Below are 21,586 nucleotides of genomic sequence, written 5' to 3'. Positions count from 1 at the left end.
CCTAACAATCACCGCAGTTTTCAAGGAGGAATAATTACATCCGAGACATCTGCATTTGCACACGACTTAGCAACTGTTCAGCACTTTCCAACAATTGCGCCAACAACGCCGGATCTTCATCCATATAACCTTCGTATTCCGCCAGGTTCCGTCGCTCATGGCACAGGGCGAACAACCGAACCTCTACTTTGCCGATATCAGCGGTATGAACCAGGCACTGGAACACCAGATATCGCTTGTCCGAACGGTAGCCACACAAGCGAAGAGCCGTCAGTGCAAGGGCGTGGGCAGCGTTGTAAGCCAGGTCGAAGCGACTCGCGAAGGACAGTGAAGACGTTTGCGCATCTTTCAATCGATCCACAGCCGAACGCATCAGCCCTTCACATTCCTTTCGATCCGGCGGCTCGGCTTTCAGTCCACCGCTACGTAACAGGTTCTCCAGATTCTCGTTGCTGCCCATCCTTGGACTCCAAAGGGTTTTCCCCCATCAGGTTGATCTTGTCCTGCTGCGCTACCCGCACGACGAAACTGTTTTCAGCCGCCAGTTTTGCGGCCCAGTCGTCGGGGGTGTAGAGCGTCGGATTGAGGACGCGGCCTAGTTGCTCCTCCAGAGGCATAAGCCGCTCCATCACTTCACTGTAGTGCAGGCCTTCGCCGATCAGCATGAGATCAATGTCACTGGATGCGTTTGCCGAATCCTTGGCGATTGAACCGTACACAAATGCCCAGGTGATCTGTTCTGCAAAGGGTTGAAGCGCCTGGCGCAGAGGCTCGGCGATGCCAAAAGTTTTGCGGGCGATGCCCAACAGCTCGGCATAGATCGGGCATTGCGGATTGGCCTGATAGTGGGTCTGGTTGCCCTGTCGGCTCAGGGTCAACACACCTGCCTGTTGCAACCGATCCAGCTCGCGCATGAGGCTGCCTTTACCCACTTGAGCCCAGCGGGCGATTTCATTGGCGTAAAAACTTCGATCGGGTTTGCCGAACAACAAGCCCAGCACTTTTTGCTGAGTTGTGGTGAACAAAGCATCGCTGAGGGAAATAGTTTTCACAGTGGCAACCGATGAGTCCCAAAAAGGGAACGATAGGTCCCTTTTTGGGAATCTTCAACCTTTGCCGGCCGATTGGGTTTTTTGTCATGATCGTTCCCACGCTCTGCGTGGGAATGCAGCCCGGGACGCTCTGCGTCCCATCCAGAGCCGAACGCAGAGCGTCCGTTGAGGCATTCCCACGCAGAGCGTGGGAACGATCAGTAATCCAGGATCAATTGATCAACCCTGCACTCACAAGCAACTCCTCCAGCGCCAGTAAATCCGGCACCTTGGCCACTTGCTCCCCCACCTGCACCGCCGCCTGTTCCAGCGGACACAACGGCACATCCACGTAACTCAACTGGCTGTCGAGCTTGTAGGAGCGCGGAATCCCCTGCACCAGCAGCGCGATGAATTTCAGCTCCGGTCGTCCACCGAGGGCATTGAGAATGACGATCCGCGCCCGTTCGCCGATGACGATTTTCTGGCCGCACGCCGACTCGAAACTGAGCAACGGAATCTGCCGGTCCCGCCACTTCACCAGCCCCAAGTACCACGGCGGTGTATCCAGATCGAACGCCCCCGGCTGATAGTCGATCAACTCCGCCACCGCGACGTTGGGCAGGATCAGGTTGCGGTCGGCCAAGGGCAGCAGCAGGCCGGTGAGGTTGCTGGTGCGGCGCTCAAGCATGGGTTTTGCTCCACAAGGCGATGCTGTCGAGCAGCACCGATTCCTGGTACGGCTTGCCGAGGTAGTCGTTGACGCCGATGGCCATGGCGCGGTCGCGGTGTTTCTGCCCGGTGCGCGAGGTGATCATGATGATCGGCAGGTGTTGCAATCGTTCATCTGCGCGCACCTGAGCCGCCACTTCGAAGCCGTCCATGCGTGGCATTTCGATGTCCAGCAGCATCACGTCGGGCATGTGGTCCTGGAGCAGCAGCATGGCGTCGACGCCGTCCTTGGCGGTCAGTACGTTCATGCCGTGACGTTCGAGCAGACGGCTGGTGACCTTGCGCACAGTGACCGAATCGTCGACCACCAGCACCAGCAGTGGTTTATGCGGTTCAACCTCGACATCCTCCGGCACCGGCCGTCGCGGCATGCGCGCCTGCATGGCGCGGATCGGCGCCAGCAAGTCGAGAATCAGCACCACCCGCCCGTCCCCCAGAATCGTTGCCCCAGACAAACCCTGCACCGCGGCAAACTGCGGACCGAGACTTTTCACCACGATCTCGCGGGTTCCGGCCATGGCGTCGACATGCACGGCGATGTGCCGTTCGTTGCATTGCACCAGCAATACCGGCAGCGGCAGGCTCTGGCCCAGCAATTTGGGGCGCGTACTGGTTTTCAGCAGTTCACCCAGGTAGCACAGCTCATACGTTTGCCCGGCGTATTGGTAGGTCGGCGGATCGAGGCGGTAATGGCCTTCGAGTTCGTTGGGCAGCACGCGAACAATGCCGTCGATGGTGTTGAGTGGAATCGCGTACAGGTCATCCAGGCACTGCACCATCAGGGCCCGGTTGACCGAGACGGTGAACGGCAGACGGATGCGAAAGTGCACGCCCTGGCCAGGCACCGAATCGATGCTCATGGCGCCGCCGAGCTGCCGGACTTCTTCGTGGACCACGTCCATGCCCACGCCACGCCCGGAAATCTGGGTGATTTTCTCGGCGGTGGAGAACCCCGGTTGCAGGATGAATTGCAGCACGTCGTGGTCGCTGAGATCGGCGTCCGGGGCCAGTAACCCGCGCTTGATCGCCTTGCGCCTGACCGCTTCCAGCGGCACACCGGCGCCGTCGTCGCGGATGTCGAAAATGATGTCGCCGCCTTCTCGGGACAGGTCGAGAGTGATTCGGCCCTGAGCCGGCTTCCCGGCTGCGATCCGCACCTCGGTCGATTCCAGGCCGTGGTCCACCGCGTTACGCAGCATGTGTTCCAGGGGCGCCGCCATGCGCTCAAGCACATTGCGGTCCATCTCGCCTTCGGCGTTGCCGACCACAAACTCGACGTCTTTGCCCAGTTCACTGGAGACCTGACGGACGATGCGTTTCAGGCGCGGCAGCATGCGTTCGAACGGCACCATGCGCGTGCGCATCAGGCCTTCCTGCAATTCGGTGTTGATGCGGCCCTGCTGTTGCAGCAGGTTTTCCGCGTCCTGATTGCGTCGGTCGAGGGTTTCCTTGAGGTCGAGCAAGTCGGAAGCGGACTCGAACAGCGCCCGCGACAGTTGCTGCAACTGCGAGTGACGGTCCATTTCCAGCGGGTCGAATTCTTCGTAGCCCAGGCGTTCGGCGTCGACTTGCTGACGGCTGAGTATCCGTCCCTGGGTTTCGGTATCGAGCCGGCGCAATTGATCGCGCATGCGCTCGATGGTGGTTTCCATCTCGTTCAGGGCCACCCGCGCATCGTTGACCTGCTGTTCGATACGGCCACGGAAGATCGATGTTTCACCGGCCAGGTTGACCAAATCGTCGAGCAGTTCTGCCGAGACCTTGACCATGTCCGCACCGGCCTCGCTCAGGGGCGCGGATATCTCGGCCTTGGGCATGGCGGGCGCCGCCACCGGCGTTTCGAGAACCGAGGGATGACTGAAGTTCTTGATCGCAACAATCAACTGATCGGCCGGTGGCAGGGGTTGCCCGGCGCGCGTGGCATCGAGCATTTGCGCCAGTCGGTCGTGACTGCTTTGTAAAAGTGCGAACAGCGCCGGGGTCGGTTGCAGCACGCCGGCGGACAGGCCTTCGTAAAGAAACTCGAGCTCATGGGCCAGGTCGCCGATGGGGGCGATTTCCACCATCCGCGCGCCACCCTTGAGCGTGTGCAGGTCACGCAGCAGGGTTTCCACTTCCTGACGGTTGCTCGGTTCGGCTTGCCAGCGCACGAGTGCCGCGCCGGAGTTTTCAATGATGTCGAAACCTTCCTCGAGGAAGATCTCCAGCAGCTCGGGGTCATGGCCAGGCGAGTCGTTGGCGGGCGCGGGATGCGCCGCGTCGGCGCCGATGACGTTGCCTTGCCGGAACTTGCGAATCGCCTCGATCAGATCGTCGGGGGCACCCAGCGTTTGCTGGTTCTGCAGTTGATCAAGCAGCACCGCGAGCCGGTCATGGCTCTGTTGCAGCAACTGCGCGAGGGGTTCGCTGTAGCTGTAACGGCGGTCCACCAAGCCTTCGTAGAGGCTTTCCAGTTCATGGGCCAGATCGCCGACCGGTTCGACCTCGGCCATCCGCGCGCCGCCCTTGAGGGTGTGCAAATCACGCTGCAAGGATGACAACGGCGCGGCGTTATCCGGATCACTCAGCCAGCGGTGCAAGGCCTGGCCGGCACTCTCGAGGATATCCACCGCTTCTTCGAGGAAGATCGAAACTATCTCATCGTCCAGCTCGACCTGAGTCGCCGTCTGTTGCAGTTCGGCGGTAGCGCTGCCGAGTTCGCGAATGCTCAGGCTGCGGCTGCCGTCACTGCGTATCAGACCCATGGACGAAGGATCAAGGCTTTCATCGAGCAAGCCGCGCAAGGCCCGGATGCGTTCAGGTTGCGGGCTGACTTCCTGGCCGGCTGCCAGTTCGTCGAGCATGTTGATCAGCGCTTCATGGGCACTTTGCGCCTCGTGGAAAAACCGCTCACTGACTGCCAGGCTGCTCTCTTCCACCGCGCCGTAGAGGTCGAGCAAGGCTTCGCAGAGTTCATCCACCGGATGCAGATCGGCCAGGTGCGCGCCTTCGCCCAAGGTGGTCAATTCGTCGAGCAATGCGCTGAGTTCCTGACGCTCGCCAGGGTGCTGTTGCCAGCGCTGCAACAGGCTCTCGGCGTCCAGCAGGATGTCCATGCCCTGGGCCAGGAAGTTATTGATCAACTGCGGATCACGTTTGGTGCGCAGTGCCGTGCTCGGCGCTTTCTGGAGCGCGTCCAGGCGCTCGGCGAGCAGCGACTTGGTGCGCTCGATCAACGAAGGAGCACCCGCAATCTCCGCCAGTGGATCATCCTTGAGTTGCCGCAGCCCGATGCGAAACAAACCCTCGGCTTCCAACAGCAATTCGACTTCATCCAGATCGAGGGCGATCAGGTGGGCTTTGTATTCACGGGCCAGTTGATCCAAGGGGGTCGCCAGTTCGGCGATCGGCAACACGCCGGCCATCGAGGCACTGCCCTTCAAAGTGTGCAACGCCCGCTGCAACTCGTCGCTGGCCTGCAGCGGGACATGCTCGGCAGCCTGGTCGAGGAAGCGGTTGAGGCTGGCGAGATGGGTTTCGGCTTCCTTGCGAAAGATCTCCAGCAACAGTGGATCGAGGGCCGCGACGTCTTGGGTATCTTCATCGCTGGCAGGCGCTTCGCCCTTGGCGAGGGCGTGGGCGCGAGCAGCCAGATGGTCGACTTCGTTGCATTGGCGCTGGGCGTTGGCGGCGAATTCGGCCACCAGTTGCGGCAGCAGTTTCAATGCATCGCCGAGCAATTGCTGGACAGCAGGCCCAGGCGCAACGCTGTGCTCCAGCACGCGGTTGAGCAGGTTTTCCATCGCCCAGGCCAACTCGCCCAGCACCAGCGCACGAACCATCCGGCCACTGCCTTTCAAGGTGTGGAACGCCCGGCGCAATTCACTCAAGGCGGCTTTATCGTCGGGATTAGCCACCCACCGCGGCAAGTATTCCCGGAGGACTTGCAGGACCTCGTCGGTTTCTTCGAGGAACACTTCCCGCAGCTCATCGTCCACCGGCTCTTCACCGGCGGGCGGCGGCAACAGACTGCCGGGAGTGTTCAGGGCGGGCGGATTGACCGACGACACCGGGCTGGCCAGGACATCGGCGAGCGACTTGACGGTGTCGGGATCATCCAGCGCCTGCAGGTCTTGCATGACCTGGGCTTCAGTCGGGCTGAGCACGTCTTCGAGCATCGGCACGTGCTGTTCGCTGGGGAAAAACCCGAGTGAAGCCAGGCTTTTTTCCGCCACGTCGAGCAGTTGTTCGCCCGGCGCTTCGGGGTCGTCACTCAGACGTTCAAGGTAATACTCGATGCTGGTGATGACGTCAGCAAGGTTGTCCAGTTCCTGCCAACCGGGCTGGCCCGGCTCCAGCAACAGATGCTCGCGGATGAAGTGATTGCAGGTTTCGATCAGGCTCGCCGCACGGCTCAGCGGAATCATCGACAGCGCGCCGCGCACTTGGGTCAGCAAAGCAGGCAATGCCTGCAACTGCTGGCGGTCCCAGTCGGCGTCGATGTAGTCGACGATCATGTCCTTGGCCTGTTGCAGGCAGATGCGGGCTTCCTTGATCACGATCTGATGGATCTGCGTCAGGTCGATGGTCGGCAGGTGACTGTCTTCCTGGCTTTCCGGTTCGACGGTGCCGACCATGCCAGCCAGCGTTGCTTCGACATAGAGCAAGGCGCCGGCAACGTCCATGAGGATGGCGTCGTTGGGTTCGCGCTGGCCCTGTGCGAGGCTCAGCACCACCGCCAGTTGATCGATGATGACTTTGCGCGGCTGGCCGAAACCCAGCACCGCCAGGGTGTCGGCGATTTGCCGCAGAGGCGCCAGCAGGTTGCCAAGGTCCGAGGTGTGCTGGCGGTCGCTGCGCACGAACAGGTCCAGGCGCTCCTTGACCCGCACCAGCTCTTCACAGAGCGCGGCCAGGACCGAGCGCATCGCGTCGCGGTCAGGCCCAGCCAGGCGTGCGCGTTCTTCGTCGACCATTGCACTGTCAGGTAGCGCGTCGTCCAGTCCGTAGCGATCTTTCATGGTCAGCATCTGCCCGGTGGGGTGTTCGGCTTTGGCAATGTAGAACAGCAAACTTTTAAGCAGCTCCGGCGGTGCCGGCTGATTGATTGCGCTCATGCCTTGTTCAAGCAGGCGCTTGAGTTCTTTGTCGGTGTCCTTGAACAGGCTGCGCAAGGCCGGACTGTTGGCGATCACGCCGGCGCGCATGCCTTCGACCAGCGCCGAGGCAACGTGCCACAACGGGCTCAGCGGCGCATCGGCGCACAGCCCTTCCAGGCGTGAAAAAACCTTGGCCAGGTAATCGAGGTTGGTCTCGCCATCCTGCTCACGCAGCAATCCAACCAGGGCCATCTGCAACATCTGCCGCAACTTGCGCAGCACATTCGGCAAATCCGCCGGTTCCAGCAGTGCCAGGGACTCTTCGTCGAGTGGCGGCAGGTCCGGCAGTTGCGGGCTGAAAAGACTGGTTTCAGATAACAGGCTTTCGCCCCGGGCGCTGCGCAGGTCATTGATCAACGGCAGCACGACCAAGGGCAAATCGCGGCGCGCGCCTTGTACCCGGTCGAGGTAGATCGGCAGTTGCCCGAGTGCTTGCATCAGCAGATGGATCGCCTCGTCGCGATGGCTGACGCGGTTGTTCAGCAAGGCGCTCGTCAGTTGCTCCATCTCTTCGGCGAGCAAGGCCGCGCCGTAGAACTCGACCATCTGCAAACTGCCGTGAACCTGGTGGATGCACGCCAGGCAATCGCTCAGCGCGTGCGAAGCCTGTGGGTCATCCAGCAGGGTTTCGATAGCCTGATGAGCCACTTTCAGCGTTTCGGCAATCTCGCCTTTGACCCATTCAAGGGCCACATAGTCGTGCCGATCACCCATAACCACTCCAAATCACTGCTCTACTCAATAAAAAGCATTCGCCCAGCGGCGCTTCACACTTTGTCCGCAGTCTGCACCTTGGCGGCCGGCAAGGTGAAGCCGGACACCGAACGTCGCAGCTGGCTGGCCATTTTCGCCAGATTACCGATGCTTTCGGCGGTGGCGGTAGAACCCGACGAGGTCTGCGTGGTGATCTGCTGGATGACATTCATCGTCAGGGAAATCTGCCCCGCCGAAGACGTCTGCTGCTGCGCGGCGTTGGAAATACTCTGGATCAACGCTGCCAGGGTCTTGGAGACGCCTTCGATTTCTTCCAACGCCACTCCGGCATCGTGCGCCAGACGCGCGCCACGCACCACTTCGGTGGTGGTTTGCTCCATGGAAATCACAGCTTCGTTGGTGTCAGTCTGAATCGCCCGCACCAGGGTTTCGATCTGCCGGGTCGCAGCGGATGAACGCTCGGCCAGGCGCTGCACTTCGTCGGCCACCACCGCAAAACCACGCCCGGCATCACCGGCCATGGAAGCCTGAATGGCCGCATTGAGCGCGAGGATGTTGGTCTGGTCGGCAATATCGTCAATCAAGCTGACAATATCGCCAATTTCCTGAGAAGACTCACCAAGACGCTTGATGCGTTTGGCGGTGTCCTGGATCTGCTCGCGAATGTTGTCCATGCCGTGGATGGTGTTGTGCACCACCTCGTTGCCCTTGTTGGCGATTTCCACCGAGCGCTCGGCCACCGCCGATGATTCGGCGGCATTGGCTGACACCTGATCGATGGATTGGGCCATGTCGTTGATCGCGGTGGACGCTTCGCTGATCTGTTGCGCCTGATGCTCCGAGGCCTGGGCCAGGTGCATGGCGGTGGCCTGGGTTTCCTGCACGGCGGCGGCCACCTGGCCGGCGGTGAGGTTGATGGTCGCGACCAGATCGCGCAGTTGATCGACGGAATAGTTGATCGAGTCGGCGATGGTCCCGGTGAAGTCTTCGGTCACCGAGGCGGTGACGGTCAGGTCGCCGTCGGCCAGATCCTCGATCTCGTCGAGCAGCCGCATGATCGCGGTCTGGTTGCGCTCGTTCTTTTCGGCAGTTTCACGCAGCTGGCGATTGGTTTCGCGCACCATCACCAGGCCGATGAGGATGATCGACATCAGCGCCAGCAGGCCCAGCACGTAGCCGCCGAGGGTGTCGGTGTCACGCCCGCCGGCCAGGTTTTCGAACCCGGTCGCCAGGTGCGAGGCTTCGTCGAGCAGGGTTTGCGACAGGGTGAAGATATTGGTCGCCGATTCACGAACCTTGAACAGCTCCGGCGAGGTTTCGAGGATTTCATCCACAGAGCCGGAAACAAACTCGAATAGCTCGGAAATCTCGGTCAAGCGAGCGCGCGCATCGCGGTCTTCGACCTGGCTGACCCGCAACGCCGCATTGCCCTGGAGCATGCCATTGAGCACCTGGCCGAATCGCGCAGCGTCACGACCGAACGCGTCAGCAGCCTGCTGCGAGTTTTCATCGCCGGACAGCACGGTGTTAACCGCGCCCAGAATACGTTCGGCCAGCAACGACTGGCGCTGGGCCATGGCCACCTGAGCGGCCGGAGCGCCCCGTTGCAGGAGGATTTCGACGACTTTTTCGTACTCGACCTGCAACTGCGGCACGGTTTCGGCCAGCGTCGCGGCGACCTGATGCAGCGACAGCACGGTCTGCTCACTGGAGAGGATCGCATCGGTGTTTTTCAGCAGGCGTTCCCAGTCAAGCTGCACGGCGCGCATTTCCGGGCGCACGGTGGACGGTGCTGGCGGCAGGCCGGTGGCCGGGTCGCCCTTCTTCAGGTAACCCCAGCGCTGGGCAAAATCGTTGCGCGCATCGCTCAGCAACTTGAACGCCGCGGCCTTGCCGGCGGCGGCTTCGGTGGCGTTCTTGGCAATGCGCTGGGACAGCACGCGCAGCTCGCCGGCGTGGCCGATGTACTGTTTGTCGTACGAGGCTTGCGTATTGAGGTAAGCGAAATTGGCGAACAGCAGCATGATGAAAATGATCAGCGCGATGAATAGCACGATGATCTGCGAGCGGCTGCGCGATGCTTCCGGCTTGCCTGTTGTTGTTTTGATCATCGGTCCTCGCCTGTTAAACCACACCCTTTAAAGCTTGCCGAGAACCCTGTGGGAGCTGGCTTGCCTGCGATAGCATCAACTCGATTCAAAGTGAGACCGTGTCGCCTGCATCGCGGGCAAGCCCGGCTCCCACAGGGTCCGCGTTTTACACCGCCACATGCATAAAGCTCTGCGATTGCGCCAATGCAAACGGGCTGAACACCTGCCAATCCTGTTCGCGCTGAAACCGGCCTTTGATGAACGGTGCAATCGGGCCGCTCAAGGTCGCTGCCGGCTCCAGGCTGTCCTGGTCAAAGTGTTGCAAGCCGAAGACTTCATCCACCAGCAACCCGGCAAATACGTCGTTATGCTCCACCACCAATACCCGACGCTGTTTGCGCACCGCTGACAGTTCATGGCTGGTTTCATTACCCGCAAAGAAACCACACAAGTCCATGATCGGCAGCAATCGCCCGCGCAAGTTGGCCACGCCCCTGACCCAGGGCTTCACCCCTGGAAGCTGAGTGAAGCGCGGTTCATGCAAGATCTCGCTGACTTCGCCCATCGGCGCGACATACCAGGCCTCACCCAGGCGAAACCCGATACCGCTCCAGCGGTCCTGTCGGGTCGGTTGCGACGGCAAATCCGCCGCCAGCAGGCGACAGCGCTGATCAATCTGCAGCAGCCGTTCGAACGCCGTCAGCGACTCGGTCATGACGGGGCAATCAATCGGGCAGCACGGCGTTCAGGGTTTTGATCAGGGTGTCTTCGTCGACCGGTTTGGTCAGGTAGTCCCTGGCGCCCTGGCGCGTGCCCCAGACCTTGTCGGTTTCCTGATCCTTGGTGGTGATGATGATCACCGGAATGTGCCCGGTTTCCGGGTCTTTGGTCAGCTGGCGGGTCGCCTGGAAGCCATTGAGGCCAGGCATGACGATGTCCATCAGGACCGCGTCCGGTTTTTCCTGACGCGCCAGGGCCACGCCGTCGGCGCCGTTTTCGGCTTTCAACACTTCATGACCGTGCTTTTCCAGCATGCCGGTCAGTTTGTACATTTCGGTCGGCGAGTCATCGACGATCAGAATACGTGCCATGGTCTTCCCCATTCTTGTCGACGCCGGACCCACTGGCCGAGCGTCACTGTGAGTGTCCTACTGCGGCAAAACGGCGGCAAAGCCCGGTACATGGGCCTGGATCGCGTTCAGCAGTTCTTCCTTGCTGAAAGGCTTGGTCAAAAACTGGTCGGAGCCGACAATGCGCCCCTTGGCCTTGTCGAACAGCCCGTCCTTGGACGACAGCATAATCACTGGCGTGGACTTGAACGCACTGTTGTTCTTGATTAAAGCGCAGGTCTGATAGCCATCCAGGCGCGGCATCATGATGTCGACAAAGATAATGCCGGGGTGATTGTCGGCAATCTTGGCCAGGGCATCGAAACCGTCGATGGCCGTGATGACTTCACAACCCACATTCTTCAACAGCGTTTCGGCGGTGCGGCGAATCGTTTTCGAATCGTCGATCACCATGACCTTCAAGGCGCTGGAATGCTGTTCCATAAATGCTCTACCGTCGCCTTTGCGAATCAATTTGTCCGTTTACGGATCTTCGGTGGCTCGAAACCCTTGATACTCAAGGGCCAGCATGACATGGCAGCCTTTTTAGCACAGTCTCCCACTCCAATCTATCGGGGGACCGGCACCGTGGTTTTTCCTTGACCGGGAACACGGTGGGCGCCAATCTGACGCCACTTTTTCGTGTCCATTCGGACCACCCTATTTCGAGGAAAAACCCATGAGCGTTCGCGTCGGGATTGTCATGGACCCTATCGCCAGCATTTCCTATAAAAAGGATAGCTCGCTGGCCATGCTGCTGGCCGCGCAGAAGCGCGGTTGGGAACTGTTCTATATGGAACAGGCCGATTTGTACCAGGCCGAGGGCGAAGCCCGGGCGCGGATGCGTCCGCTGAAAGTATTCGCCGATCCGCAAAAATGGTTCGAACTGGAAGCCGAGACCGACGCCCTGCTGAGCGACCTGGACGTGATCCTGATGCGCAAGGATCCGCCGTTCGACATGGAGTTCGTCTACTCCACTTACCTGCTCGAGCAAGCGGAGCGCGCAGGCGTGCTGGTGGTCAACAAGCCGCAGAGCCTGCGCGACTGCAACGAAAAGCTGTTTGCCACGTTGTTCCCGCAGTGCACGCCGCCGACCATCGTCAGCCGTCGCCCTGACGTTCTGCGCGAGTTCGCCGATCACCACGGCGACGTCATCCTCAAACCGCTGGACGGCATGGGCGGTTCGTCGATCTTCCGTCACACCGCCGGTCACCCGAACCTGTCGGTGATCCTCGAAACCCTGACCTTGCATGGCAAGCAGCAGATCATGATCCAGGGTTACCTGCCGGAAATCGTCAATGGCGACAAACGCATCCTGATGATCGACGGCGAGCCGGTGGATTACTGCCTGGCGCGGATTCCCGCAGCGGGTGAAACCCGTGGCAACCTCGCGGCCGGCGGCCGTGGCGAAGCGCGTCCACTGACCGACAAGGATCGCTGGATCGCCGCACAAGTCGGCCCGACCCTGCGTGAGAAGGGCCTGCTATTTGTGGGCCTGGACGTGATCGGCGAGCACCTGACGGAGATCAACGTCACCAGCCCGACCTGCATTCGCGAGATTGATAATGCCTTCGGCACCGACATCGGCGGCCTGCTGATGGATGCCATCGAGAAGAAGCTGCAAGCTGCAAGCCTCAAGCCGCAAACTTGAAATACGCGACATACAGCTTGTCGCTTCAAACTTGTAGCTTGAAGCTAAAAACCAACATTGCGTTATCATGCCGGGCTTGTAAAAACGCGATGTTGGTTTTTTTCTGATGACACTCCCGTCCGATCTACCCGCTGAACTCGCCCATCGTGGCGTGCGCCCGGCCGATCGCCTCGGATTTACCCTGTTTCTCGCGGCGCTGATTCACTTGGCCTTGCTGTTGGGCGTCGGCTTTACGATGGTCGAACCCAAGCAGATCAGCAAAACCCTGGAAATCACCCTCGCCACCTTCAAAAGCGAAAAGAAGCCTGCGAAAGCCGATTTCCTTGCCCAGGAAAATCAGGAAGGCAGCGGCACCCTGGATAAAAAGGCCATTCCCAAGACCACCGAGGTCGCGCCTTTCCAGGACAACAAGGTGCAGAAAGTCACCCCACCGCCAGCCGCCAAGCCCGAAGTGCAGGAAGCGCCGCCCAAGGCAGCCGTGACGACCGTCGCGCCGAAGCCGAAAAAAGCCGCCGCCAAGACCGAAGAGGTCAAACCCCAGACCAAACCCGCCGTGGCCGCGCCGACGTTCGACAGTGAACAGCTGTCCAGCGACATCGCCAGCCTGGAAGCGGAACTGGCCAACGAACAACAGCTGTACGCCAAACGCCCGCGCATTCACCGCCTGAGCGCGGCGTCGACGATGCGTGACAAGGGTGCCTGGTATAAAGACGAATGGCGCAAGAAGGTCGAGCGCATCGGCAACCTGAACTACCCCGAAGAAGCGCGACGCAAGCAGATCTATGGCAATTTGCGACTGATGGTCTCGATCAACCGCGACGGCTCGCTGTATGAAGTGTTGGTGCTCGAATCCTCCGGGCAACCGCTGCTGGATCAGGCGGCCCAGCGTATTGTGCGATTGGCGGCCCCGTTTTCACCGTTTACCGGGGATTTGTCGGATATCGACCGCCTGGAAATCATCCGCACATGGAAATTTGCCCGCGGGGACAAGCTTTCCAGTAACTGACACTCCACATTTGGTCTGTACCAAGTGCCAATTTTGGGCATTTCCTGTGCATCCCCAGCTTGTCAGTTTGCCCCTCCAACGCCACACTAGCGCACATGAAGAACGTCAGCCCCAGCTACCTCAAGCATCACTTCCTGATCGCCATGCCTCACATGGCCGACCCGAACTTTGCGCACACCTTGACCTACATCGTCGAGCACACGGCCAATGGCGCCATGGGGCTGGTGGTCAACCGTCCGCAAGACTTGAACCTGGCCGATATCCTCGAGCAACTGCGCCCCGATATCGAGCCGCCGACGCTCTGCCAGCATGTGCCGATCTTCATCGGCGGCCCGGTGCAGACCGATCGCGGTTTTGTCCTGCACCCCTCGGGCAAGACGTTTCAGGCGACCGTTGATCTGGAGGGCGATCTTTCCTTGTCGACCTCCCAGGATGTGCTGTTCGCCATTGCCGATGGCGTGGGTCCACCGAAAAGCCTGATTGCCCTCGGTTATGCCGGCTGGGAAGCCGGGCAGCTGGAGGCCGAGCTGGCACAGAACGCCTGGCTGACCTGCCCGTTCGATGCCGCCATCCTGTTCAACACCAGCAGCGAACTCCGCCTGGAAGCAGCGGCCAAGCGCCTCGGCGTCAACCTCAGCCTGCTCACCAGCCAGGCGGGGCACGCCTGATGGCCCTGCGCCTGATTCTGGGTTTCGACTACGGCACCAAACAGATCGGCGTGGCGGTCGGCCAAGTGATTACCGGCCAGGCCCGCGAACTGTGCACGTTGAAGGCACAAAACGGTATTCCCGACTGGAATCAGGTCGAAGCGCTGATCAAGGAATGGAAACCCGATGCCGTGGTGGTGGGCCTGCCGCTGAACATGGACGGCACACCCAGCGACATGTGCCTGCGCGCCGAGAAATTCGCCCGCCGCCTGAACGGCCGCTACAACCTGCCCTTCTATACCCACGATGAGCGCCTGACCACATTCGAAGCAAAAGGCGAGCGCCGTGATCGCGGCGGACAAAAGGGCAGTTACCGCGACAACCCGGTCGATGCCATCGCCGCGGCCCTGCTGCTGCAAGGCTGGCTCGACGAAAACAGCGCGTTGTTCGAGTCCTGACCGCATCTAATTCTGAAGAGCCGCTGCAAGCGACTCTCTATAGCGACAACCCGAGCCATCACTCAAGCAACATCCGGCTCGGGCCCAAGAAGGAGCAACCATGAGCCTGCCCAATCCCGCCGAACTGATCAGCCAGATGGCGATCCGTCTCAAGGCACACCTGGAACACCGTGGCATCAGCGCACCGCGCTACATCGGTATTCGCACCGGTGGCGTCTGGGTCGCCCAGGCCTTGCTCGATGAACTGGGCAGCGATGCGCCGCTCGGCACCCTGGACGTGTCCTTCTATCGTGATGACTTCAGCCAGAACGGCCTGCACCCGCAAGTGCGCCCCTCGGCGTTGCCTTTCGAGATCGAAGGCCAGCACCTGGTGCTGATTGACGACGTGCTGATGAGCGGTCGCACGATCCGCGCCGCAATGAATGAACTGTTCGACTACGGCCGCCCGGCCAGCGTGACGCTGGTGTGCCTGCTGGACCTGGACGCCGGCGAACTGCCGATCCGTCCCAACGTGGTCGGGGCGACCTTATCGCTGGCGGCACACGAACGCGTGAAGCTGTCCGGCCCCGAACTCAAGCTCGAACTGCAAGACCTCGCCCTTTAATTCGCCCTATTGAGAGTCCCCCTCGCGATGACGCCTCTAGATACCAAGCGCCCGCTGCAGCTCAATGATCAGGGCCAGCTGCGCCACTTCCTCTCGCTCGACGGTTTGCGCCGCGAGTTGCTGACGGAAATCCTCGACACTGCCGACTCGTTCCTCGAAGTCGGCGCCCGGGCGGTGAAGAAGGTCCCGTTGCTGCGCGGCAAGACCGTGTGCAACGTGTTCTTCGAAAACTCCACCCGCACCCGCACTACTTTTGAACTGGCGGCCCAGCGCCTGTCGGCGGACGTGATCACCCTGAACGTGTCGACATCGTCTGCGAGCAAGGGCGAAACCCTGCTCGACACCTTGCGCAACCTCGAAGCGATGGCCGCCGACATGTTCGTCGTGCGTCACGGTGACTCCGGCGCGGCGCACTTCATTGCCGAGCATGTCTGCCCGCAAGTGGCGATCATCAACGGCGGCGATGGCCGTCACGCGCACCCGACCCAGGGCATGCTCGACATGCTGACCATCCGTCGGCACAAGGGTGGCTTCGAAAACCTCTCGGTAGCCATCGTCGGCGACATCCTGCACTCACGCGTTGCACGCTCGAACATGCTCGCGCTGAAAACCCTCGGTTGCCCGGACATCCGCGTGATCGCACCGAAAACCCTGCTGCCGATCGGCATCGAGCAATACGGCGTGAAGGTTTACACCGACATGACCGAAGGCCTGAAAGATGTCGACGTGGTGATCATGTTGCGCCTGCAACGTGAGCGCATGGCCGGCGGCCTGCTGCCGAGCGAAGGTGAGTTCTACCGCTTGTTCGGCCTCACCACTGCACGCCTGGCCGGGGCCAAGCCGGATTGCATCGTCATGCACCCGGGTCCGATCAACCGTGGAGTGGAGATTGAGTCGGCGGTGGCCGACGGTCCGCACTCGGTAATCCTCAACCAGGTGACCTACGGCATCGCCATTCGTATGGCCGTGCTGTCGATGGCCATGAGCGGGCAGACTGCGCAACGTCAATTCGAGCAGGAGAACGCCCAGTGAAGCTCAGCATTCTCGGCGCCCGTGTTATCGATCCGGCCAGCGGCCTGGATCAAGTGACTGATATCCATGTTGAAGCCTGCAAGATCGTCGCCATGGGCGCCGCTCCGGCCGGTTTCGTCCCTGTCGACACCATTGATGCCAAAGGCCTGGTGGCCGCCCCGGGCCTGGTTGACCTGAACGTCGCCCTGCGTGAGCCGGGCTACAGCCGCAAAGGCTCGATTGTCAGCGAAACCCGCGCCGCCGCTGCCGGTGGCGTGACCAGCCTGTGCTGCCCGCCGAAAACCAAGCCAGTGCTCGACACCTCGGCGGTGGCCGAGTTGATCCTCGACCGCGCTCGCGAGGCCGGCAACACCAAAGTCTTCCCGATTGGCGCACTGAGCAAAGGCCTGGACGGCGAACAGCTGGCCGAACTGGTCGCCTTGCGCGATGCCGGTTGCGTGGCTTTCGGCAACGGTCTGGAGAGCTTCCGCAATACCCGCACGCTGTGCCGGGCGCTGGAATACGCAGCGACGTTCGACCTCACGGTGATTTTCAATTCGCAGGACCATGATCTGGCCGAAGGCGGTTTGGCCCACGAAGGCCCGACCGCCAGCTTCCTCGGTTTGCCGGGAATTCCAGAAACGGCGGAAACCGTGGCCCTGGCCCGGGACCTGCTGCTGGTCGAGCAAAGCGGCGTGCGCGCGCACTTCAGCCAGCTCACCAGTGCGCGTGGCGTGGCTCTGATTGCTCAGGCTCAGGCACGCGGCCTGCCGGTAACCGCCGATGTGGCGCTTTATCAGTTGATTCTGACCGACGAAGCGCTGATCGACTTCAGCAGCCTCTATCACGTCCAGCCGCCGCTGCGCACCCGCGCCGACCGTGATGGTCTGCGTGCGGCCGTGAAGTCCGGGGTTGTGTCCGCGATCTCCAGCCATCACCAGCCGCACGAGCGAGACGCCAAACTGGCACCGTTCGGCGCGACCGAGCCAGGCATCAGCAGTGTTGAACTGTTGCTGCCGCTAGCGATGACGTTGGTGGAGGATGGTTTGCTGGACTTGCCGACGTTGCTCGCACGCTTGAGCACCGGGCCTGCCGAGGCGTTGCGCCTGCCTGCGGGCAAGTTGGCGGTAGGTGGGCCGGCGGACATCGTGCTGTTCGACCCTGCGGCGTCGACCATTGCCGGTGAAACCTGGCTGTCCAAGGGCGAGAACTGCCCGTTCATTGGCCATACCCTGCCGGGCGTGGTGCGTTACACCCTGGTGGATGGGCGGATTAGCCACCAGGCGTAAGCGCAATCTGATCGTTCCCACGCTCTGCGTGGGAATGCAGCCCGGGACGCTCTGCGTCCCTTCCGAGGCGGACGCGGAGCGTCCATTGAGGCATTCCCACGCAGAGCGTGGGAACGATCCTCACTGAAAGGTGCCTCTGTTCTGCGCGTTGCGCACAGATACCTGGTCATTCAAGGTCCAGAAGTCATACAGCACCCCGACAAAGAACAACCCACCCGTCACCAGGTACAGCAGACCGCTGATCCATTTCCCCTGATACATCCGATGTACGCCGAACACCCCCAGAAACGTCAGCAGAATCCACGCCACGTTGTATTCGATGGGTCCGGCAGTGAACCGCAGGTCCGCTTCGCGGTCCATGGCAGGGATCAGAAATACGTCAATCAGCCAGCCGATACCCAACAAACCGAACGTGAAGAACCAGATTGTCCCTGTGACCGGCTTGCCGTAGTAGAACCGATGAGCCCCGGTGAAACCGAAAATCCACAGCAGGTAACCGATCACCTTGCTGTGCGTATCTTGATGCGGGCCAGCCTGTTGATAGGTGTTCATGAAGGACCTCGAATCACGCGATAGATAAATATTCTTGAATTCTTTGTGACTTTTTTACAGGTTGCCGACGTATGGCAAATGCTACTGTGTCTCCCGTCAAAGCCTTGTAGCACCTGACTCCTGTCAGACAATTGCGTCCATTTACCGCTTATTTGGTTCCGTTCCCCCCTAGGTTGAATCGACCAACGGCCTCGGAAGGGACAAAAAAGCTGTTATAAAGTTGCGCGCTTCCCTATATGAGCCCTGCCTAATGCGTCCATTTTTCAAGACATGGCTAACCATTTGCCTTTTGATGCCACTGGCCGCCCACGCCACCAATCGTGAGCAACGTCTTCCAAACGTTAATGGTTACACCCAAAAATCCCACGTTTCTGCTCCTTCGAGCAAAAACAAACACAATGCAAAATTCTCCACGCAGTTGAGCAAAGCCAACAGCAAACTTGTTCCGCCGATGGCGACCAAGACAAGCAGCAATGTGTTGAGCCGCGCCGTGAATGTCCTCGGTACACCTTATCGTTGGGGCGGCAGCACCCCAAGTAAAGGGTTCGATTGCAGTGGCCTGGTGAAATACGCGTTTAACGACGCCACGTTTGACCTGCCACGCACATCCAATGCAATGGCCAGTGGTCATGGCGAGAAAGTCAATCGTAACGATTTGAAGCCAGGCGACCTGATCTTCTTCAACATCAAGAGCCGTCGGGTCAATCACGTCGCCATTTACCTGGGCAACGACCGCTTCATCCACGCGCCGCGTCGTGGCAAGTCGGTCACTATCGACACCCTGAAGAAGCCGTACTGGGAAAGCCACTACGTGGTTGCCAAGCGGGTTCTGCCTAAAGAACCGAATCAGATGCGCGTCGTTCAGCGCTGAATTGAAATCCCGGGCCTGACCCGGGATTTTTTTTGATCAGAAGTTATCCGGCGAGCGCGCCTTCTCCCGCGCATGCTCGCGGCTGATCACGCCCTTGGTCACCAGATCCTTCAGGCACATATCCAGCGTCTGCATGCCTAGCGACCCTCCGGTCTGAATCGACGAGTACATCTGCGCCACCTTGTCTTCGCGGATCAGGTTACGGATCGCCGACGTTCCGAGCATAATTTCGTGCGCCGCAATCCGCCCGCCGCCGATTTTCTTGATCAGTGTCTGCGACACCACCGCCAACAACGACTCGGACAGCATCGAACGCACCATCGACTTCTCATCGCCCGGAAATACATCCACGACCCGGTCGATGGTTTTCGCCGCTGATGTGGTGTGCAGCGTGCCGAACACCAAGTGGCCGGTCTCGGCAGCCGTCAGCGCCAGGCGAATGGTTTCCAGGTCACGCATTTCCCCCACCAGAATCACGTCCGGGTCCTCACGCAATGCCGAGCGCAGGGCCGTGGCGAAGCTGCGGGTGTCGCGATGAACTTCGCGCTGGTTGATCAGGCATTTGCGTGATTCATGGACGAACTCGATCGGGTCCTCGATGGTCAGGATATGGTGATGCCGATGGTTGTTCAGGTAATCGATCATCGCCGCCAGGGTGGTGGATTTGCCGGAGCCGGTCGGGCCGGTGACCAGCACCAGCCCACGAGGCGCCTCGGTAATCTTGCGAAACACTTCGCCCATGCCCAGCTCGTCCATGCTCAGGACCTTCGACGGAATGGTCCGGAACACTGCGCCAGCACCGCGATTCTGGTTGAAGGCGTTAACCCGAAAGCGCGCGACGCCGGGCACTTCAAAGGAAAAGTCGGTTTCCAGGTGTTTCTCGAAGTCCACCCGCTGGGTGTCGTTCATGATGTCGTAGATCAGCTCGTGCACCTGCTTGTGGTCCAGGGCCGGCAGGTTGATGCGCCGCACATCGCCGTCGACGCGAATCATCGGTGGCAGGCCGGCAGACAGGTGCAAGTCGGACGCGCCCTGTTTAGCGCTGAAGGCCAGCAGCTCAGTGATATCCATAGCGCTCCTCAATTCCAGTAGAATGCCGCCAACCTCAGACCCGCTGGCGCCTCTTGAATGTCCACGATAGCAGACAACATAGCCCTGGTTAGTTCACGCATCCGTGCCGCCGCCCTCGCCGCCCACCGCGACGAGCACAGCGTCCAGTTGCTGGCCGTAAGCAAGACCAAGCCCGCCGAGGCCCTGCGCGAGGCGTATGCCGCCGGCCTGCGCGACTTTGGCGAGAACTACCTGCAGGAAGCCTTGGGCAAACAGCTCGAACTGGCCGACCTGCCCTTGATCTGGCACTTCATCGGCCCCATTCAATCGAACAAGACTCGTGCTATCGCCGAGCACTTCGCCTGGGTGCATTCCGTGGATCGTTTGAAAATCGCACAACGCCTGTCCGAACAACGTCCTGCCGATTTGCCACCACTGAACATCTGCATCCAGGTCAACGTCAGCGGTGAAGCCAGCAAGTCCGGCTGCACGCCGGCCGATCTGCCCGCTCTCGCCAAGGCCATCAGCGAACTGCCGCGCATCACGTTGCGCGGATTGATGGCGATCCCCGAGCCGACCGAAGATCGCGCCGCCCAGGATGCCGCGTTTGCTGCCGTGCGCGACTTGATCAAAAGCACGCAAGCCAGCCTGAACCTGCCGCTCGACACACTTTCCATGGGCATGAGCCACGACCTTGAGTCGGCCATCGCCATGGGCGCCACCTGGGTCCGCATCGGTACGGCCTTGTTTGGCGCCCGCGACTACAGTCAGCCTTGAACCATGGCCGACACACCTCTCTATAAGGACCTGACATGAGCAAGACACGTATTGCCTTTATCGGTGCCGGCAACATGGCCGCCAGCCTGATCGGCGGCCTGCGCGCCAAGGGTCTGGACGCCGCGCAGATTCGCGCCAGCGATCCGGGTGCCGAAACCCGCGCCAAAGTCAGCGCCGAACACGGTATCGAAGTATTTGCCGACAACGCCGATGCCATCCAGGGCGCAGACGTGGTCGTGCTGGCGGTCAAACCCCAGGCAATGAAGGCAGTGTGCGAAGCGATTCGTCCAAACCTCAAGCCGAATCAAATGGTGGTCTCTATTGCCGCGGGCATCACCTGCGCCAGCATGAACACCTGGCTCGGCGCCCAGCCGATCGTGCGTTGCATGCCCAATACTCCGGCGCTGCTGCGCCAAGGCGTGAGCGGATTGTTTGCCACCGCCGAAGTTAATGCTGAACAACGCCAGCAGGCTCAAGAGTTGCTGTCGGCCGTGGGCGTTGCCCTGTGGCTGGACGAAGAGCAGCAACTGGACGCAGTCACCGCCGTTTCCGGCTCGGGCCCTGCGTACTTCTTCCTGCTGATCGAAGCCATGACCGCTGCCGGCGTGAAACTCGGCCTGCCAGCGGACATCGCCGCCCAACTGACCCTGCAAACCGCGCTGGGCGCCGCTCAAATGGCTGTCGCCAGCGATGTCGATGCTGCCGAACTGCGCCGTCGCGTAACTTCGCCAGCGGGCACCACGGAAGCTGCAATCAAGTCATTCCAGGCCGACGGCTTCGAAGCGCTGGTTGAAAAAGCACTCGGCGCCGCCGCACATCGCTCGGCCGAGATGGCTGAGCAACTCGGTCGCTAATC

General features: G+C 60.7%; 20 protein-coding genes. 10 read left to right on the top strand and 10 right to left on the bottom strand.

What is annotated here, in order from left to right; genetic code table 11:
* Positions 1–34: 34 nt before the first annotated feature.
* From BLQ41_RS30645 to pilG, 8 genes are all read right to left on the bottom strand, one after another.
* Positions 35–460 carry a hypothetical protein gene (locus BLQ41_RS30645; RefSeq protein WP_090178657.1) on the bottom strand — a complete coding sequence of 142 codons (426 nt, stop codon included), beginning with the start codon at positions 458–460 and terminating at the stop codon, positions 35–37.
* A complete protein-coding gene (locus BLQ41_RS06840) occupies positions 423–1,052 on the bottom strand; it encodes a nucleotidyltransferase domain-containing protein (RefSeq protein WP_090178654.1) in 630 nt (209 codons plus the stop codon). Before BLQ41_RS06840 ends, BLQ41_RS30645 begins: the two co-directional genes overlap by 38 nt.
* 211 nt (positions 1,053–1,263) lie before the next feature.
* Positions 1,264–1,722, bottom strand: coding sequence for a chemotaxis protein CheW (locus BLQ41_RS06835; RefSeq protein WP_090178651.1), 459 nt, complete (start codon positions 1,720–1,722; stop codon positions 1,264–1,266).
* Positions 1,715–7,615: an Hpt domain-containing protein gene (locus BLQ41_RS06830; RefSeq protein ID WP_090178649.1), complete on the bottom strand. Its 5,901-nt coding sequence runs from the start codon at positions 7,613–7,615 to the stop codon at positions 1,715–1,717. The genes BLQ41_RS06835 and BLQ41_RS06830 overlap by 8 nt, the downstream gene beginning before the upstream one ends.
* A 53-nt stretch (positions 7,616–7,668) precedes the next feature.
* Positions 7,669–9,726 carry a methyl-accepting chemotaxis protein gene (locus tag BLQ41_RS06825; protein ID WP_090178646.1) on the bottom strand — a complete coding sequence of 686 codons (2,058 nt, stop codon included), beginning with the start codon at positions 9,724–9,726 and terminating at the stop codon, positions 7,669–7,671.
* 145 nt (positions 9,727–9,871) lie between these two features.
* A complete protein-coding gene (locus BLQ41_RS06820; protein WP_090178644.1) occupies positions 9,872–10,420 on the bottom strand; it encodes a chemotaxis protein CheW in 549 nt (182 codons plus the stop codon).
* A 10-nt stretch (positions 10,421–10,430) separates the two neighbouring features.
* Positions 10,431–10,796 (bottom strand): twitching motility response regulator PilH, encoded by a 366-nt coding sequence (gene pilH / locus BLQ41_RS06815; protein ID WP_090178641.1) that lies wholly within the window; start codon positions 10,794–10,796, stop codon positions 10,431–10,433.
* Positions 10,797–10,853: 57 nt separating this feature from the next.
* Positions 10,854–11,258 (bottom strand): twitching motility response regulator PilG, encoded by a 405-nt coding sequence (gene pilG, locus BLQ41_RS06810; protein ID WP_008152601.1) that lies wholly within the window; start codon positions 11,256–11,258, stop codon positions 10,854–10,856.
* A 235-nt stretch (positions 11,259–11,493) separates the two neighbouring features.
* On the opposite strand from pilG, the gene gshB reads away from it, so the two are divergent.
* The 7 genes from gshB to BLQ41_RS06775 all read left to right on the top strand — a co-directional run bounded on the left by gshB (position 11,494) and on the right by BLQ41_RS06775 (position 17,480).
* Positions 11,494–12,465, top strand: coding sequence for a glutathione synthase (gene gshB, locus BLQ41_RS06805; protein ID WP_090178638.1), 972 nt, complete (start codon positions 11,494–11,496; stop codon positions 12,463–12,465).
* A 106-nt stretch (positions 12,466–12,571) separates the two neighbouring features.
* Positions 12,572–13,471: an energy transducer TonB gene (locus BLQ41_RS06800; protein WP_090178634.1), complete on the top strand. Its 900-nt coding sequence runs from the start codon at positions 12,572–12,574 to the stop codon at positions 13,469–13,471.
* A gap of 95 nt (positions 13,472–13,566) precedes the next feature.
* Positions 13,567–14,139: a YqgE/AlgH family protein gene (locus BLQ41_RS06795; RefSeq protein WP_090178629.1), complete on the top strand. Its 573-nt coding sequence runs from the start codon at positions 13,567–13,569 to the stop codon at positions 14,137–14,139.
* Positions 14,139–14,576 carry a Holliday junction resolvase RuvX gene (ruvX, locus tag BLQ41_RS06790; protein ID WP_090178626.1) on the top strand — a complete coding sequence of 146 codons (438 nt, stop codon included), beginning with the start codon at positions 14,139–14,141 and terminating at the stop codon, positions 14,574–14,576. The genes BLQ41_RS06795 and ruvX overlap by 1 nt, the downstream gene beginning before the upstream one ends.
* A gap of 100 nt (positions 14,577–14,676) precedes the next feature.
* Positions 14,677–15,180, top strand: coding sequence for a bifunctional pyr operon transcriptional regulator/uracil phosphoribosyltransferase PyrR (pyrR, locus tag BLQ41_RS06785; protein ID WP_090178623.1), 504 nt, complete (start codon positions 14,677–14,679; stop codon positions 15,178–15,180).
* A 27-nt stretch (positions 15,181–15,207) separates the two neighbouring features.
* Positions 15,208–16,212, top strand: coding sequence for an aspartate carbamoyltransferase catalytic subunit (locus tag BLQ41_RS06780; protein ID WP_046029744.1), 1,005 nt, complete (start codon positions 15,208–15,210; stop codon positions 16,210–16,212).
* Positions 16,209–17,480 (top strand): dihydroorotase, encoded by a 1,272-nt coding sequence (locus tag BLQ41_RS06775; protein ID WP_090178621.1) that lies wholly within the window; start codon positions 16,209–16,211, stop codon positions 17,478–17,480. Before BLQ41_RS06780 ends, BLQ41_RS06775 begins: the two co-directional genes overlap by 4 nt.
* A gap of 120 nt (positions 17,481–17,600) precedes the next feature.
* On the opposite strand, the gene BLQ41_RS06770 is transcribed toward BLQ41_RS06775, so the two are convergent.
* Positions 17,601–18,032, bottom strand: a complete 432-nt coding sequence (locus BLQ41_RS06770; protein ID WP_090178619.1) for an NINE protein — start codon at positions 18,030–18,032, stop codon at positions 17,601–17,603.
* Between the two features lie 250 nt (positions 18,033–18,282).
* Here BLQ41_RS06770 and BLQ41_RS06765 point away from each other — a divergent pair, with 250 nt between their 5' ends.
* Positions 18,283–18,903, top strand: coding sequence for a C40 family peptidase (locus BLQ41_RS06765; RefSeq protein ID WP_090178616.1), 621 nt, complete (start codon positions 18,283–18,285; stop codon positions 18,901–18,903).
* Positions 18,904–18,939: 36 nt separating this feature from the next.
* Here BLQ41_RS06765 and BLQ41_RS06760 read toward each other — a convergent pair whose 3' ends face one another.
* On the bottom strand, positions 18,940–19,974 hold the full coding sequence (locus BLQ41_RS06760) for a type IV pilus twitching motility protein PilT (RefSeq protein WP_090178613.1): 1,035 nt from the start codon (positions 19,972–19,974) through the stop codon (positions 18,940–18,942).
* A gap of 57 nt (positions 19,975–20,031) precedes the next feature.
* On the opposite strand from BLQ41_RS06760, the gene BLQ41_RS06755 reads away from it, so the two are divergent.
* Positions 20,032–20,730 carry a YggS family pyridoxal phosphate-dependent enzyme gene (locus BLQ41_RS06755; RefSeq protein WP_090178610.1) on the top strand — a complete coding sequence of 233 codons (699 nt, stop codon included), beginning with the start codon at positions 20,032–20,034 and terminating at the stop codon, positions 20,728–20,730.
* Positions 20,731–20,765: 35 nt separating this feature from the next.
* Complete coding sequence (gene proC, locus BLQ41_RS06750; protein WP_090178606.1) at positions 20,766–21,584, top strand: pyrroline-5-carboxylate reductase; 819 nt, start codon at positions 20,766–20,768, stop codon at positions 21,582–21,584.
* Positions 21,585–21,586: the final 2 nt, after the last annotated feature.

Source organism: Pseudomonas arsenicoxydans (assembly GCF_900103875.1).
In the GTDB taxonomy this organism is placed as follows: domain Bacteria; phylum Pseudomonadota; class Gammaproteobacteria; order Pseudomonadales; family Pseudomonadaceae; genus Aquipseudomonas; species Aquipseudomonas arsenicoxydans.
Note: the sequence above shows the minus strand (reverse complement) of the source record. Positions and strands in the feature narration are given on the sequence as shown.

What these genes read in the sequence shown, in the direction of transcription:
- BLQ41_RS30645 (WP_090178657.1), bottom strand. Translation starts at nt 460, where the DNA reads ATGGGCAGCAACGAGAATCTGGAGAACCTGTTACGTAGCGGTGGACTG.
- BLQ41_RS06835 (WP_090178651.1), bottom strand. Translation starts at nt 1,722, where the DNA reads ATGCTTGAGCGCCGCACCAGCAACCTCACCGGCCTGCTGCTGCCCTTG.
- BLQ41_RS06830 (WP_090178649.1), bottom strand. Translation starts at nt 7,615, where the DNA reads ATGGGTGATCGGCACGACTATGTGGCCCTTGAATGGGTCAAAGGCGAG.
- BLQ41_RS06825 (WP_090178646.1), bottom strand. Translation starts at nt 9,726, where the DNA reads ATGATCAAAACAACAACAGGCAAGCCGGAAGCATCGCGCAGCCGCTCG.
- BLQ41_RS06820 (WP_090178644.1), bottom strand. Translation starts at nt 10,420, where the DNA reads ATGACCGAGTCGCTGACGGCGTTCGAACGGCTGCTGCAGATTGATCAG.
- pilH (WP_090178641.1), bottom strand. Translation starts at nt 10,796, where the DNA reads ATGGCACGTATTCTGATCGTCGATGACTCGCCGACCGAAATGTACAAA.
- pilG (WP_008152601.1), bottom strand. Translation starts at nt 11,258, where the DNA reads ATGGAACAGCATTCCAGCGCCTTGAAGGTCATGGTGATCGACGATTCG.
- gshB (WP_090178638.1), top strand. Translation starts at nt 11,494, where the DNA reads ATGAGCGTTCGCGTCGGGATTGTCATGGACCCTATCGCCAGCATTTCC.
- BLQ41_RS06800 (WP_090178634.1), top strand. Translation starts at nt 12,572, where the DNA reads ATGACACTCCCGTCCGATCTACCCGCTGAACTCGCCCATCGTGGCGTG.
- BLQ41_RS06795 (WP_090178629.1), top strand. Translation starts at nt 13,567, where the DNA reads ATGAAGAACGTCAGCCCCAGCTACCTCAAGCATCACTTCCTGATCGCC.
- ruvX (WP_090178626.1), top strand. Translation starts at nt 14,139, where the DNA reads ATGGCCCTGCGCCTGATTCTGGGTTTCGACTACGGCACCAAACAGATC.
- pyrR (WP_090178623.1), top strand. Translation starts at nt 14,677, where the DNA reads ATGAGCCTGCCCAATCCCGCCGAACTGATCAGCCAGATGGCGATCCGT.
- BLQ41_RS06780 (WP_046029744.1), top strand. Translation starts at nt 15,208, where the DNA reads ATGACGCCTCTAGATACCAAGCGCCCGCTGCAGCTCAATGATCAGGGC.
- BLQ41_RS06770 (WP_090178619.1), bottom strand. Translation starts at nt 18,032, where the DNA reads ATGAACACCTATCAACAGGCTGGCCCGCATCAAGATACGCACAGCAAG.
- BLQ41_RS06765 (WP_090178616.1), top strand. Translation starts at nt 18,283, where the DNA reads ATGCGTCCATTTTTCAAGACATGGCTAACCATTTGCCTTTTGATGCCA.
- BLQ41_RS06760 (WP_090178613.1), bottom strand. Translation starts at nt 19,974, where the DNA reads ATGGATATCACTGAGCTGCTGGCCTTCAGCGCTAAACAGGGCGCGTCC.
- BLQ41_RS06755 (WP_090178610.1), top strand. Translation starts at nt 20,032, where the DNA reads ATGTCCACGATAGCAGACAACATAGCCCTGGTTAGTTCACGCATCCGT.
- proC (WP_090178606.1), top strand. Translation starts at nt 20,766, where the DNA reads ATGAGCAAGACACGTATTGCCTTTATCGGTGCCGGCAACATGGCCGCC.